Origin of the sequence: Microvirga sp. GCM10011540 (genome assembly GCF_042650665.1) — a bacterium.
Classification (GTDB): domain Bacteria; phylum Pseudomonadota; class Alphaproteobacteria; order Rhizobiales; family Beijerinckiaceae; genus Microvirga; species Microvirga lenta.
This window is the reverse complement of the sequence record NZ_JBHSBQ010000031.1, coordinates 28,226-41,445: the sequence shown is the minus strand read 5'-3', so window position 1 is coordinate 41,445 and position 13,220 is coordinate 28,226. Positions and strand designations below refer to the sequence as shown.

Below are 13,220 nucleotides of genomic sequence, written 5' to 3'. Positions count from 1 at the left end.
CCATGAATGCTAGGAATCCATACACCGCCCTCAAAGCCGCATTCGACGCAGACGTTGACCGCCTTGGTGGGGTCGTCGTCGCCGCCAGCAAGACCCGGGTAGGGCAGGCCCTAATCTCCCGCTACTCTTCGATCTCCGACCAGAACATCACCACCCACGTGCCAGCTGACGTTCTGCTCGACATCACCATGGAGCTCGTGCGGCGCGGCGGTGAGCCTGAGACGCTTCGGCTCCTCGCCGACTTGGCCGGGTTCAAGCTGGTCCCTCGTGAGCCTTCCGAGGCCGGTGGCGAGAACCTCATCAAGCACCTCGTCGATACCACCCAAGCGCAGGCGCGGCTCTCCTCCACGATTGCTGACGCTCTTGCTGACGGCCAGATCGATCCCGCCGAGCAACGGGCCATCGACGCCGCTGCGGCAGCCGAGGAGAAAGAGCTCGCCGAGCTTCGGCAGGATCTCAAGCCCGCCCAGGCCGTCATTCCGATCCGCGGGAGTGCAGCATGAGTCGCCGTCTCCCTGCCGAGAAGATGGCTGCCGCCAAGGCTCTCCGAGCCAAGGGGCACAGCATCCGTGAGGTCTGCGCTCTGTCGGGCATCGCAGGCATTGGCACCGTGCATCGCGACACCAAGGGCATCCGGCTTCCCTTCGGTCCCCTGAAGCGCGGCCCGAAGCGCAAGATACCCTTCAACGTCTGCAAGGCCCTCCAGGAGCAGGGCCTAAACTATCGCCAGATCGCTGCGCGTCTCGGCTGCGCTCACTCGGCGGTCTACCGCACCCTGAAGACCGGAAAGGCTGCGGCATAATGAAATCCGCCGTCCTTGCCCTCGGTCGCCTGAAGACCGGCCAGATGAACAAGACCGAGAAGGCCTATGGCGACTTCCTCGAGCTTCGGAAGCGGGCAGGCGAGATAGCTTGGTACAAGTTCGAAGGCATCAAGCTTCGGCTGGCGGACAACACCTTTTACACCCCCGATTACACCGTGATGCTCTCGGATGGATCTCTGGAATGCCATGAGGTCAAAGGCTTCTGGCAGGACGATGCCCGCGTGAAGATCAAGATCGCGGCCGACCTGTACCCCTTCCGCTTTATCGCCCTGAAGGCAAACGCCAAGAAGGACGGTGGCGGCTGGACAGAGGAGACGTTCTGATGAGCCGCTTCCCCTATTCAACCGATCCCGTGCAGGCCTTCGACCAGATGGAAGCCGAGGCCCTGTTCCTGGAAGCGCTCGCCAGCGAGCGCGAGGGGAGTGCCGACGTGATCGAGAAGATGGAGGGCGGCTCCCGTGAGGCTGCCAGCTCCCACCGCATCACAGCCAAGCGCCTGCGCCGCATTGCCTCCTGCCTCGGCTACATGGCCGGCCGTGTGGATCGCCTTCACCTCCTGAATGAACCTGTCCGCCGTGAAAGCACCTACGGCGGCTCCTCTCAGCGGAGCGTCGCATGACCCGGAATGTGATTGACCTTGAGGCCGAGAAGGAGAGGCGCGTCGACGCCGCCTGGGCGGTCTACTGCGAGGCCCGCCAGCAAGCCGAGCGCACTTTGGCGGTTGAGGACGGCATCGCGGCCGGCAAGGCCTGGCGCCGTTGGCTTGACCTGTTCATGAGCCCTGAGCAGCGCCGATCCCTCGACAGCGCCTCGGTTGTCACTCCGGTGAGGCGCATCGGATGAACGCCCACGTCGGAACCGCCCCTGATCTCATCGAGCAGCCTCACGCACAGTCCGCGGAGGAGGGCCTGCTTGGTGCAATCCTCCACAATGCCGACGTGCTCGATAAGGTGCGTGGCATTGTCGATGCCATCGATTTCCATGTCGATGTGAATGCTGCCATTTACGCGAAGATGTGCGAGCGCCGCGATGCCGGCGAGACCATCGACGGGCGCCTGGTTCGCATTGCCATCGGCGATGCTGATCTGGGAGGCATAACGGTCGGCGAGTACCTCGCAGCGCTCTATGCCCACGCGACAAGCATCACAAGTGCTCCCGATTATGCCCGCGCTATTCGTCACGCCGCAATGATGCGGAAGGTTCTGGCGACGGCGCAGGACGCCGTAAAAGCCATGTCTGCCGCCGCCGTGGACAATCCGGCCAAGTACGCCTCGGCCATGATCCAGGAACTGGACGAGGTCGCCAGTTCTGGCATGCCTGACAGCATTAAGCGCGTGAGCCTCGGCGCAGCCTCCCTGCAGGCGATCGAGGCCGCCATGGCCGCCCGGGAGGGGCGCATCGAGCGTGGCGCCCCCTATGGCATTCCGAGCCTCGACAGAATGACCCTTGGCATGCGCCCCGGCCAAATGATCGTCATGGCCGGCCGCCCTGGCATGGGCAAGACCACCTTCGGTGTCGCCATCGCCCTGAATGCCGCGAAGGCGGGCCATGGCGTCTACTTCGTCTCTCTTGAGATGGTGGCGCAGGAGCTGGCTGAGCGGGCATTGGCCGCCGCGGCGTTCTCTCCCCGCGACCGGCAGCCGCTTTCCTACCGTGACATCGCCAAGGGCAAGGATCTGAAGGATGAAGACTTCTGGGCCCTGAATGAGGCTCAGAAGCGCCTTAACCGCTATCCGCTGGAGATCGAGCAGCAACCCGGCCTGACAATCTCCCAGATTGCTGCCCGGGCCCGCCAGACCCGTTCCGTGATGGAGCGCAAGGGACAGCACCTCTCAGTCATCGTGATCGACCACCTGGGCCTCATCCAGGCCACGAAACGGTACTCAGGCAACCGGGTGCAGGAAATCACCGAGATCACAGGGGCCATCAAGGTTCTCGCCAAGGAGCTCGGTGTCGCCGTGGTCGTGCTCTCGCAGCTCTCCCGCGAGTCAGAGAAGCGAGAGGACAAGCGGCCTGTCCTATCGGATCTCAGGGACTCCGGATCTATCGAGCAGGATGCCGACATGGTGATCGGCCTCTACCGCGAGGCCTACTATCTCGAGCACAAGACCAAGCTCACCGAAGAAGAATGCGCTCGGCTGGAAGCCAGCGAGAACGTGCTTGAGGTCGAAATCCTGAAGCAGCGCCAGGGGCCAACGGGCCGCGCTCGCCTCTTCTGCGCCATCAATTGCAACGCCATCAGCGAACTGACCGAGTATTGATCATGAGCCAGTATCCTTCCCTGCCTCTCTTTACCGACGCCTATATCGCCGACACGGCCCATCTGACGAACGAAGAGCATGGAGCCTATCTCCGGCTGCTCATGTTCGCTTGGCGTTCGCCTGATTGCTCCCTTCCGGATGATGACGTGAAGCTGGCGCGCATGCTGGGCCTGACCCCAAAGAAATGGGCGGCTCTTAAGGTGACTGTAATGGCATTCTGGAGCCTCAAAGACGGCCGCTGGCTGCAGTCTCGTCTTTCCCGCGAACGTCAATTCGTTGAAGAAAAAATTGAGAAGAGGCGCGACGCCGGTAAGCTCGGTGGTCGTCCTAAGTCATTGAATTATCAAGAAGCGGTAAAAGCAAAAGGTTCTCAGGAAGAAAGCAAACCGAAAGCACCTACACCTACACCTATACTTCCTTCGGAAGAGCGCGCGGGCATGCGCCTGCCCGAGAACATGCAAGCCCGCATGCTTGCCGAGCTGCCTCCTGGTGTGGATTGGCCCATCAGGATCTCGATGGATCTCAGGCCGATCTTCGCCTGCCTGGAAGCCGGAGCCGATTTCGAGAAGCACATCCTTCCCACGATCCACGAGGAAGCCCGCCTCGCCCATGCCGGAGGCCGGAAGCTGTTCAAGTGGGAGAACGTGACCCCCCAGATCATGGCCGCCGTCGAGCGCGAGAAGCGGCCGACCGACAGGAAGGACCAGAACGGCTTCACCGACGAGGCCTGGGGCCAGATCATCGAACGCTGGAAGCGGACGGGCCTCTGGTCCTACGGCAAGTGGAGCCTGCCGCCTGATTTTCCCGGATGCTCGATTCCTGCCCACGTTCTGGCAGCCCATGGTTTCGGGAAGGCCGCAGCATGAGCACCAAAGTCACCATCAAGCTCATCGAGGCCATCCGTCAGGACCGCTCCAAGGGCTTCATGCCTGCCGAGATCGCCGCCCGCTATGGCGTTCCTGTCGACCGGGTCCGCCACCTCACAAGGGACATCAAGCCGACCAAGCGGGTGTTCCTGGAAGACCGCAGCGAGGAAATCCTGCTCCTCGTAGGGCAGGGGCTCAGCCAACGGGAGATCGCCCGCAGGCTCGGCGTCACGTCCAGCGCCATCAACAAGGCTCTTGCCCGCATGGAATGGAAGGTCGCAGCATGACCAACGAACTCCACCGCCTGCAGCTGTCTGCCAATCCCGGCCCGGTCCACTACGCCAGGGCAAGGATCATCGACCACACCCCTCCGGAGACCTTCGAGGGCCTGACCTGGTTCGTGGTCGTCTGCAATCCCAAGTGCGAGAGGAGGGCGCAGCTCGGCCTCAGGCGTGCCGGGTACCAGACCTATCTCCCGGTAGAGCGCAAATACATTGAGCGGTCCCGGAAGCTGGTCGAGACCGAGAACCCGCTCCTGCCTCGATACCTCTTTGTCGGGCTCAAAGGCTACGGCGAGAAAGAGGGGCAGGACTTCTACAAGCTGCGGGGTGTCGACGGAGTCGAGAGCCTCGTCCGGAACGACGGCTCGCCTTTGGTCGTCCAGGCCGCGAAGGCCAAGGACGGAGAGACCTCCTTCCCGCGGCCCCTGTCTCGTCTGCGTGAGAGGGAGGTCGCCGGCGACTTCGATCACATCAAGAAGGCTGAGGAGGAGAAGGCCCGAAAGAAGGCTCTCCGTGCCAAGTGCCGACCCGGCGCTCGTGTGAGCCTGCTTACCGGCCCTATGACAGGGCTACAGGCGATCGTGCAGCGAGTTCAGTCCGGAGGCCGCATTGAGGTGCTCCTGGAGTTCCTAGGAGGTGTGACGAAGGCGAAGCTGAAACTGGATGAGGTGGATCTTCTGGAGGCGGCAGAATGAGGCCAGATGCGGTGCTATATTCCGCGTTCACCAATCTTCAGCCAGGGAGGTGACAAGCGATGCGGGATAGTTATTCTCAAGCTGTGAAAAAGAGCCGCGCTTACCTATCACTGACCCTGGACCTCAAAGAACCGGTCGAGATTGAAGAGTTCGCAAAGGTATTTGCGGGCCTCTCTGGCATGTTCGATGATTTCCTCAAGGCTGAGCATCCGGAGATGCGAGGAACTGCGAACCTCTATGTCCGCGAGGTTCGCAGAGGGTCGATCATTGCTGACCTCGTTCCGACCATACCGGACATGGTCGGCTATATGGACAATGTTCTAGTTGTTCTCGGCTTTGGCGCACTGTTCAGTAAACGTGTCCGAGGTTTTGTAACCGGCCAATGGATGGACAAAGCAACCAAATCCCAGTTGGACCATGTAACCAATGCGATCACCGCCGTAGCGACCGATCCTACTGGCAGTGCGAAGCTCGAAACTATCGTGCTCAGAGAGGACGGTGAAAAACGAGAGCTGATCGCGAGTTTTACCTCTCAAGAGGCCCGGTCAGCGGTTCAAACGATTGAGGACCAGAGACGTTCTCTTGATACCAAGGAAGGTGTGGATGAGCCGCGCGTGCTATTGCTGTTCGAGCGCCCGGCGAAGTCCGTCTCTGGTACGGGCAAGAGAACCGGCGAGGCAGCAGTGATCGAAAAGATCAGCACTAAGCCTCTTCCTGTCATCTATGCCTCAGACATGGCCCAGCGGAGTATCAAGCAAGCTTTTCAAGACGAGAACGTCTTCAAGTTAGGCTTCGTCGTGGACGTTAATGTTGAGCGCCGGAATGGACGCCCGGTGGCATACCGAGTGATAAATCTTCATCAGGTGATCGAACTGCCAGACGGTGAATAGAGCTGCGAGTTTCGCGAATAACCCTGTCCAGACTCTTGCAACTGAGGTGCTACTGCGCTAGTTATATATTCACAGAGCAAGGCCGTGTGTGACAAATTTGCCACCGCGTGTCTTGCGTTAGCATTGGTACAACCCGCTGTGTGGCTCTGCCCGGCGGGCTTTTTCATGCCCGAATGCCCCGCAAATCCCGCAAGACATATCGCCGAGACGACGGCTGTCTCATGGTCGAAGTCTCTCCTCACCTGTATGTCGAGGAGAGCATCGCGGAGAGACTAGGCCTTATCCGAAGCTAAGACCCCACATTATGAGGAGACCGAGTATACCGATGCCTGTAATGCCTATGGCCGCAAGCCAAGGGTGCTTACTCTTTGATTTCGTATCTCCGAACATAGCTGCCCTCCCTGAGGTCGTTGACTTTCCCAGCGGGTCACTCGTGGGTGCTGTAGGATCCCGAGCTACTCGGACTATTCGAGTAGCTTGTCGCTATCACACCATAGTTGAGCGCCCAGAAGCATAAGCCGAGGCCTACAAAAACGGCCATCCAGTTCAAGACTTTCGGAAGCCATTCAGGCGGTGGTACTGCAATTGATTGGGCGGGCTCACGTCCTGGAGGCATTTCGGTTGGCATTGCGGGTCTCCCAAAGCCAGGTAAGCTTCGAGACACACAATGCGCCCAAAAGGGCAGCAGCCGACTAAGGAACTGCTGGTTGAGCCAGTTTACACGATTGCTCGCTCTTTGACAGGTTTATCTTGCCCGATGGTGGGCGCGGTAGCTGAGACAAGGCACCATTTAGTCATTGCCGTCCGGGATGCTCTCCAGATCATCGGCAGAGAATGCCCCTTCTTGAACGGCCGCCTTATCGAACCACCGGCAGATAACCCAGTCATCCGCAACCTCGATAACCCTCATGCTCTGTGCTGGATGGGCCTTAAGGCGCACCGCATCGCCGATCCCAAATCGCATCGGTTGGTTCCTCCAAGAACGACACTTGGGACGAGTAGTAGGGCATATGCAAGTCCGCGGGACGCCGCATGAACGAACACACCATGCACATCCTCCTCCGCTTCCTCACCCTGACACTTAGGGAAAACCAAACCGAGCTCCAGCGCTCTGAGATGCTGCGGGATCAGTTCCTCATCATTGCAGCGCAGAGGCATCTCGCGTGATGGGTTAGCTGCTTCCGCTGAAGACTAGAACCGGCTTACAACAGCAGCTTCTCCTAGCTCCACCATAACGAACGCTATGGCGGCTATGGCCGCAACAAGTGCCACGACGTCAGCAATAACACGCCACAAGTCGCCTCGCCTCCACCGCATGAGCGCCTCCATGCTTGAGCCGAGGGAACGCATTAACATGCTTGCGGCGGAACAAATACTGTAGCCAAGTCATAACTTGTTTGGTGCGATTGTTCTGAAGGAATGCCCAAGCCCCTAGACCACAGAGCCAGGCAGATCGCCATGGGTTTGACGGCACCGCATATAAAGAAAAAGGGCTCCGAAGAGCCCTCTGTCTGTCGTCAGCGGCGGACCATCCGGCACTTCTGAACACGTTCCCTGACGATCCTGCCCCGGATCCGCTTCGTCTCAGTCTCCCACTTACAAACGCGGCGCATAGGAGCGGCCCGATGGCCGGGACGATGCCGAACATAAACAACACCTGGCTTCGCCGAGAGAGCAGGGGTGTGCGAGAACGGGGCTGCTTGGGATGCAGCACCGCCCAGACCAATGAATGCAGCGACTGCAAGGGCAGCAAAACCGACTTTACCGAAAGTCATAGGGAATCCTCATACTGGGTTATTCCGGCATGAAGAAGCGCCTGGCCAGGTGAACGATTGCTTAATCCCAACATTACGATTTGTTCATGGTAGCCATGCCCAAGCCTCCCGAACTCAGAGCAAGGCAGAGAGAGCATGACGCCAAGCGAGGCTCTGCCCGAGAGAGAGGCTACAACTCTCGTTGGGAGAAAGCCCGCAAGACCTACCTGATGCGCAATCCCCTGTGTGTCATGTGCAAGCGGGAAGGGCGAGTAACCCCGGCTACCGTGGTCGACCACATCGCCCCGCATAAGGGCGACACTGCTCTCTTCTGGGACACCGAGAACAACTGGCAGCCTCTCTGCAAGCCACACCATGACAGGGGCAAGCAGCAAGAGGAGCGAGGCAGGTTTCAGGCAGTTGGTGAAGATGGCTGGCCGCTATGACTGCTTGAAGTAAGGTCGGCCTTTGAGGTGGAGGAGGACGATAGGGTAGGCCATCAGGACCGCACCGATCACCAAAGACGTCGCCACCATTCCTCCACTGATCAACCTAGCGTCGGCGGCCACAATGTACGCAAGAGCAGCGGCAGGATAGAAGAGGACAACCGCCGTAATCAAACCTGGCGAGAAACGTCCCCGAAACACGATGAACGGTAGGACGTGAAAGAAGGTAGCATTGATTAGCATCAGTGCAGCGAAACTTAGTCCGAAGACTGGAAGTGTGTTAGCCGTCTGCGCCGCCACAAAGCCGAGCACCACGACTCCCGAGTTCGTCACGTAGAACGTAGGCCAGTCAACGGGCAACTTGAGGACAGACTGCGCCCAGCCTCGCCAATCTAGTGCAAACTCCTCGAGGATATGGATTGCGTAGGCGCCTAAGAGGAGCCAGCTCACTGCTTCGTAGGTCATCGTCCCCCCAGACAAAGGTTACTTAGGCTTCGCCGATTGACGTTTCCGAAGTCCACAGGGAAATCGTTCAAGTGTCAACGCATAGCGATCTTAAGGCTAGTGCTTGGGCAGGGAACGAGGGCGCTATCAAACTTTGGGAGAGGACGGGTGGCCCTTATGATGCTTTCCCACTTGAGCCAAAGAAATAGCCGCCAGCAACTCCAGCCAGCCCCGTCAAAGACGCCATAACCTGGGATCCCTCGCTCTCGATCGTAAAGGCAGCAAGCAACAGCCCGATTAGGAGCACGACGAAAACTCCGGCTGCTACGACTGGTTTTGCAGTGATCCGTTCAAGCAGCGGAATTTGGGCGTGCATTGACAGGAAGTTCGCTAGCTCTGTCGTCGTGTCAAAAACCCGCACCGTCTTATCAGGGTAGACATAGCAGAGTTCTTCTGCGGTAGATCCACCCTCCTTGGTCCGACGGACGACAGCCATCCATCCGGTACTGTAGGGCACAATAGCATTATCGCGGATGATCACGTCATTCCAATGAGGGTACACGCGCCCGTAGGTGGTAAGGATAAGCCCCTTAATCTCTTCCTTATCCATGAGTTTCCTCTCCAGTCATGCCAAATCCATCAAAACGGGGGGGAGGTAAAATGTCTAGCAGACTCCAGATCGGGACCGGCGCCCCAAGTCGAACGCGAAATCCCGCAGGTTTTAGTATAGGGGGTTTATATGGGTAAGCGTGGCCCGAAGCCGACGCACCCGGATCTCGTCAAATTGGCAGGCAATCCGGGTCACAGGCCCGAAAAGCCAGTAGTTCGCACGGTCGGCGAGGCAGAGAAGCCGGATCATCTCGATCATGTCGCCTCGGCCGCTTGGGACACCATCGTCGGATCGATGCCCCCCGGTTTCTACTCGCAGGCTGACGCTCCGATCCTCTCGGCATTCTGCCAGGCATACGCGCTGCACAAGCTGGCAGTCGAGGCGCTGGAGACGGAAGGCCATATCAGCGTCGGGCAGTCCGGCGCGGCATATCAAAATCCATGGGTGTCCATCCTGAACAAGCAGGCTATGACGATGGCTTCGCTCGGCGACCGGCTCGGTCTAAGTCCGGCAGCCCGCGTCGGTCTCAAGGTCGAGCACGAAAAGCCAAAGTCCAAGTTCGAGGGCCTCATCGCGATCCAGGGCGGGCGCAAAAAGTAATCGACTTCATCGAATGCCTGACGGTGCCTTCTGGTGAAGGGCAGGGCGGGTCGTTCAATCTCCGCGAATGGCAGAAGAAGTTCATTCGCGACATATACGAGCCGCACAATCGGTCGTCTGGCCGTAGGATCGTCCGCAGAGCCATTCTGTCGATCGCGCGCAAGAACGGCAAGACGGCGTTGATCGCGGCCTTGGTGCTCGCCCATCTGGTTGGTCCCGAGGCCATCCCGAACGGAGAAATCTACTCGGCAGCCAATGACAGGGAGCAGGCAGCGCAGGTGTTCAAGGTCGCCGCCCAGATAGTGCGAGCGGATCCGGAACTACAGGCGCTTCTGAAGGTGGTCGACTCCACTAAGCACATTGCCTGCTTCAGCAACGGCTCGTTCTACAAGGCCATTTCGGCAGAGGCAGGGACGAAGCACGGTTTGAACCCGAGCTTTGTGATCTTCGATGAGCTGGCTCAAGCGAAAGACCGCGAACTTTATGACGTTCTTGATACTTCGATGGGTGCTCGCGCGGAGCCGCTCTTCGTAACGATCTCGACGCAGAGCAACGACCCGGAGCACATCCTGTCGAAGCTCATTGACGACGGCTTGGGTGCCAAAGACCCGACTATTGTCTGCCATCTCTACGCTGTTCCCAAGGAGCAGGAGGACATTTTCGATCCGAAGTGCTGGGAGAAGGCTAACCCGGCGCTCTACGACTTCCGGTCCTTCGAGGACTTGGCGGCTATCGCGGCGAAGGCAAAGCGCATGCCGGCCGAGGAGCCGAAGTTCCGTAACCTCTATCTGAACCAGCGCGTGGCGCCGGTGGCCTCGCTGATCTCCCGGGCCGAATGGATGGCCTGCAAGGGGGATGCCGAGATTGAGGAGGGCGAGGCGGTCTATCTCGGCCTGGACCTGTCCTCGATCAACGACCTGACCGCTCTCGTGATGGTCAGTGCGGACGATCCGAGCCGCATCAAGCCGTTCCTCTGGAAGCCCGAGGCCTTTCTGAAGGAGCACTCGAACCGGGATTTCGGGTCGGGGAACTATCGTTACGTCGAGTGGCACAAGCAGGGGCACCTTCTGGCGACCCCGGGCCGCTCGATCGACAAGGAGGTCATCGCCCGACACATCGCAGACCTCTACGGGCGCTATCGCGTCCTTGGTATGGCCTACGACCGCTGGCGGATAGACGACCTCATCAAGGAGTTCGATCGCATCGACTTCGCCTCGCAAAAGGACGGAGAGAAGGGCGATGGGCTCCGGATCATTCCTTGGGGGCAGGGTTTCAGGGACATGACGCCGGCCATCGACGCAATGGAGCTCGCGGTCATCGACCGAAAGCTGATCCACGGCAACAACCCGGTACTGAACTGGAATATGGCGAACGCAGTCGCGGTCACTGACCCAGCCGGTGGGCGCAAGATCGACAAGACCAAAGCCCGGTTCCGTATTGACGGCGCCGTGGCGCTGACGATGGCGCTGGGCCTCAAGTCCCGTGACCGCACGGACGAGCGCAAGCCTGAGTACCAGATGCTCATCCTGGGCTGAGAAGGAACCCAAGAATGAACCGCATGTATTCAATCCTGACCGTCAAGGCGGTCGAGGAGGAACAGCGTATTATCCGCGGCGTGGCGACGACACCCAACCCTGACCGGGTAGGGGACATCGTTGAGCCTCTTGGCGTCCAGTTCAAGAACCCGATGCCACTGCTGCATCAGCACGACCACGACAAGCCTGTTGGCGCCGTCATTTTCGATAGACCTACCAAGGACGGTATCACTTTTGAGGCTCGCCTGCCCATGATCGAGGAACCGGGCCCGCTGCGCGACCGCGTAGAAACCGCCTGGGGTGAGGTCAAGGCTGGGCTCGTCCGTGCCGTCTCCATCGGCTTCCGTGCCCTGGAGTACTCGTTCCTCGATGAAGGCGGCATTCGCTTCAACAAGAGCGAGGTTCTTGAGCTGTCCCTCGTCTCCGTGCCCGCCAATGCCGACGCGGTGATCTCCACCATCAAGTCGATTGACCGCCCACTGCTCGCCGCGACCGGCAAGGAGCCAAAGGCAACTGATCGGCCTGTCCGTCCGGGCGCTTCCGGAAAATCCGTCAAAACCGTCAACTTGCGCCCGAAGGAGGGCACCGGAATGAAGACTATCGCAGAACAGATCGCGGCTCTGGAGGCCTCTCGGCAGGCCAAGTCCGCGCGCATGGCTGAAGTTATGCAGAAGTCCATTGACGAGGGCCGTTCGACAGATCAGGCCGAGCAGGAGGAGTTCGACACGCTCGAGGGCGAGGTCGCTGCGATCGACGGCGATCTGAAGCGCCTCCGCGCTTTGGAGAAGGCCCAGGCCGCCTCCGCCAAGCCGGTGGCCGGCCAGAAGTCCGAAGAGGGCACGGCCGCCCGCTCCCGCATTCAGGTCCAGCCCGTCGAGAAGCTCGACAAGGGTATCGGTTTCGCGCGTCTGGCGAAGGTAAAAGCTATCGCGAAACTGGACGGTGAGAGCGTCCGCACCGTGGCGAAGGAACTGTATGGCGAGAACTCGTCCATCTACGGTCTCGTCGTTAAGGCGGCGGTTCCTGCCGGCACCACTCAGGACGGCAACTGGGCGGCTCCGCTCGTCGGCGAAGGCACTGACGTTATCGCCGATTTCGTCGAGTTCCTGCGCCCGCGCACTATCCTCGGCCGGTTCGGTCAGAACGGCGTCCCGGGTCTCCGGAACGTGCCCTTCAATGTGCCGCTCGTCGGTCAGACCGAAGGTGGCGAGGGCTATTGGGTGGGCGAAGGCAGGGCGAAGCCTCTGACCCGGTTCGGCTATGAGCGCAACATCCTTGAGATCTTCAAGGTGGCGAACATCGCCGTTGTCACGGAAGAGCTTCTGCGCCGGTCGAACCCGACCGCCGAGGCCCTGCTTCGCGACAACCTGGCCGCGGCTATCGCTGCTCGCCTGGACATCGACTTCATCAACCCAGCCAAGGCCGCCGTCGCTGGCGTCTCTCCCGCCTCGATCACCAACGGCCTGACCCCGGTCGCCTCGTCTGGTGGTGATGCCGGTGCGATCCGCGCCGACATCCGCGCGCTGATGGCAACCTTCATCGCCGCGAACAACGCCCCGACGACAGGCGTCTGGGTCATGGGCTCCACGACCGCCCTTGCGCTGTCGATGATGGTCAACCCGCTTGGCCAGCCGGAATTCCCGGGCATCTCCATGATGGGCGGCACGTTCAACCAGATGCCGGTGATCGTCTCGGACTACATCCCCGCAGGCACCGTCGTCCTGGCCAATGCCGGCGATATCTACCTGGCTGACGAAGGCGGCATTCAGGTGGATATGTCCCGCGAGGCCTCGCTCGAGATGGCCGACAACCCGGCGCATGACTCGAGCACGCCGACCGGCGCCACGTCGCTCGTGTCGATGTTCCAGACTAACTCAGTGGCGTTCCGCGTCGAGCGGTTCATCAACTGGGCTCGTCGCCGTCCCTCTGCGGTCGCGATCCTGACCGGCGCAACTTGGGGCGCTCCAGCCCCCGAGGCTCCTGCCACGCCCTGATCATTAGCCTGAACCTCATGG

General features: G+C 60.1%; 18 protein-coding genes. 15 read left to right on the top strand and 3 right to left on the bottom strand.

Going from position 1 to position 13,220, the window contains the following annotated elements:
* Positions 1–2 precede the first annotated feature (2 nt).
* From ACFOYU_RS11425 to ACFOYU_RS11380, 10 genes are read left to right on the top strand one after another with little or no spacing between them, the layout of a single operon-like run.
* Positions 3–503 (top strand): phage regulatory CII family protein, encoded by a 501-nt coding sequence (locus ACFOYU_RS11425; RefSeq protein ID WP_377033642.1) that lies wholly within the window; start codon positions 3–5, stop codon positions 501–503.
* A complete protein-coding gene (locus ACFOYU_RS11420; RefSeq protein ID WP_377033641.1) occupies positions 500–802 on the top strand; it encodes a helix-turn-helix domain-containing protein in 303 nt (100 codons plus the stop codon). The genes ACFOYU_RS11425 and ACFOYU_RS11420 overlap by 4 nt, the downstream gene beginning before the upstream one ends.
* Positions 802–1,146 carry a DUF1064 domain-containing protein gene (locus tag ACFOYU_RS11415; protein WP_377033640.1) on the top strand — a complete coding sequence of 115 codons (345 nt, stop codon included), beginning with the start codon at positions 802–804 and terminating at the stop codon, positions 1,144–1,146. Before ACFOYU_RS11420 ends, ACFOYU_RS11415 begins: the two co-directional genes overlap by 1 nt.
* A complete protein-coding gene (locus tag ACFOYU_RS11410; RefSeq protein ID WP_377033639.1) occupies positions 1,146–1,442 on the top strand; it encodes a hypothetical protein in 297 nt (98 codons plus the stop codon). The genes ACFOYU_RS11415 and ACFOYU_RS11410 overlap by 1 nt, the downstream gene beginning before the upstream one ends.
* Entirely contained in the window at positions 1,439–1,666 is a 228-nt protein-coding gene (locus ACFOYU_RS11405; RefSeq protein WP_377033638.1) for a hypothetical protein, read from the top strand. Before ACFOYU_RS11410 ends, ACFOYU_RS11405 begins: the two co-directional genes overlap by 4 nt.
* A complete protein-coding gene (locus tag ACFOYU_RS11400; RefSeq protein ID WP_377033637.1) occupies positions 1,663–3,084 on the top strand; it encodes a replicative DNA helicase in 1,422 nt (473 codons plus the stop codon). The genes ACFOYU_RS11405 and ACFOYU_RS11400 overlap by 4 nt, the downstream gene beginning before the upstream one ends.
* Positions 3,085–3,086: 2 nt before the next feature.
* Positions 3,087–3,950, top strand: a complete 864-nt coding sequence (locus ACFOYU_RS11395) for a YdaU family protein (protein ID WP_377033636.1) — start codon at positions 3,087–3,089, stop codon at positions 3,948–3,950.
* The gene (locus tag ACFOYU_RS11390; RefSeq protein WP_377033635.1) at positions 3,947–4,237 is read left to right on the top strand and encodes a helix-turn-helix domain-containing protein; all 291 of its coding nucleotides are present in this window, start codon (positions 3,947–3,949) and stop codon (positions 4,235–4,237) included. Before ACFOYU_RS11395 ends, ACFOYU_RS11390 begins: the two co-directional genes overlap by 4 nt.
* Positions 4,234–4,926: a transcription termination/antitermination protein NusG gene (locus ACFOYU_RS11385; protein ID WP_377033634.1), complete on the top strand. Its 693-nt coding sequence runs from the start codon at positions 4,234–4,236 to the stop codon at positions 4,924–4,926. The genes ACFOYU_RS11390 and ACFOYU_RS11385 overlap by 4 nt, the downstream gene beginning before the upstream one ends.
* A gap of 59 nt (positions 4,927–4,985) precedes the next feature.
* Complete coding sequence (locus ACFOYU_RS11380; RefSeq protein ID WP_377033633.1) at positions 4,986–5,816, top strand: hypothetical protein; 831 nt, start codon at positions 4,986–4,988, stop codon at positions 5,814–5,816.
* A gap of 790 nt (positions 5,817–6,606) precedes the next feature.
* Here ACFOYU_RS11380 and ACFOYU_RS11375 read toward each other — a convergent pair.
* Positions 6,607–6,780 (bottom strand): hypothetical protein, encoded by a 174-nt coding sequence (locus ACFOYU_RS11375; protein ID WP_377033632.1) that lies wholly within the window; start codon positions 6,778–6,780, stop codon positions 6,607–6,609.
* 68 nt (positions 6,781–6,848) lie between these two features.
* Between ACFOYU_RS11375 and ACFOYU_RS11370 the strand changes: the two genes are divergently transcribed.
* Together ACFOYU_RS11370 and ACFOYU_RS11365 are read left to right on the top strand one after the other, a co-directional pair.
* Positions 6,849–6,983 carry a hypothetical protein gene (locus ACFOYU_RS11370; RefSeq protein WP_377033631.1) on the top strand — a complete coding sequence of 45 codons (135 nt, stop codon included), beginning with the start codon at positions 6,849–6,851 and terminating at the stop codon, positions 6,981–6,983.
* A 694-nt stretch (positions 6,984–7,677) separates the two neighbouring features.
* Positions 7,678–8,016, top strand: coding sequence for an HNH endonuclease signature motif containing protein (locus ACFOYU_RS11365; RefSeq protein WP_377033630.1), 339 nt, complete (start codon positions 7,678–7,680; stop codon positions 8,014–8,016).
* On the opposite strand, the gene ACFOYU_RS11360 is transcribed toward ACFOYU_RS11365, so the two are convergent.
* The gene (locus ACFOYU_RS11360; RefSeq protein ID WP_377033629.1) at positions 8,011–8,481 is read right to left on the bottom strand and encodes an HXXEE domain-containing protein; all 471 of its coding nucleotides are present in this window, start codon (positions 8,479–8,481) and stop codon (positions 8,011–8,013) included. The two genes, ACFOYU_RS11365 and ACFOYU_RS11360, sit on opposite strands and share 6 nt — an antisense overlap.
* Before the next feature lie 154 nt (positions 8,482–8,635).
* Positions 8,636–9,070: a hypothetical protein gene (locus tag ACFOYU_RS11355; protein WP_377033628.1), complete on the bottom strand. Its 435-nt coding sequence runs from the start codon at positions 9,068–9,070 to the stop codon at positions 8,636–8,638.
* Between the two features lie 129 nt (positions 9,071–9,199).
* Here ACFOYU_RS11355 and ACFOYU_RS11350 point away from each other — a divergent pair, with 129 nt between their 5' ends.
* The 3 genes from ACFOYU_RS11350 to ACFOYU_RS11340 are packed head-to-tail and all read left to right on the top strand — an operon-like array spanning position 9,200 to position 13,199.
* Positions 9,200–9,670 carry a phage terminase small subunit P27 family gene (locus tag ACFOYU_RS11350; RefSeq protein ID WP_377033627.1) on the top strand — a complete coding sequence of 157 codons (471 nt, stop codon included), beginning with the start codon at positions 9,200–9,202 and terminating at the stop codon, positions 9,668–9,670.
* Positions 9,671–9,693: 23 nt separating this feature from the next.
* Positions 9,694–11,205 carry a terminase large subunit gene (locus ACFOYU_RS11345; protein WP_377033626.1) on the top strand — a complete coding sequence of 504 codons (1,512 nt, stop codon included), beginning with the start codon at positions 9,694–9,696 and terminating at the stop codon, positions 11,203–11,205.
* A gap of 14 nt (positions 11,206–11,219) precedes the next feature.
* Complete coding sequence (locus tag ACFOYU_RS11340) at positions 11,220–13,199, top strand: phage major capsid protein (protein ID WP_377033625.1); 1,980 nt, start codon at positions 11,220–11,222, stop codon at positions 13,197–13,199.
* Positions 13,200–13,220 lie beyond the last annotated feature (21 nt).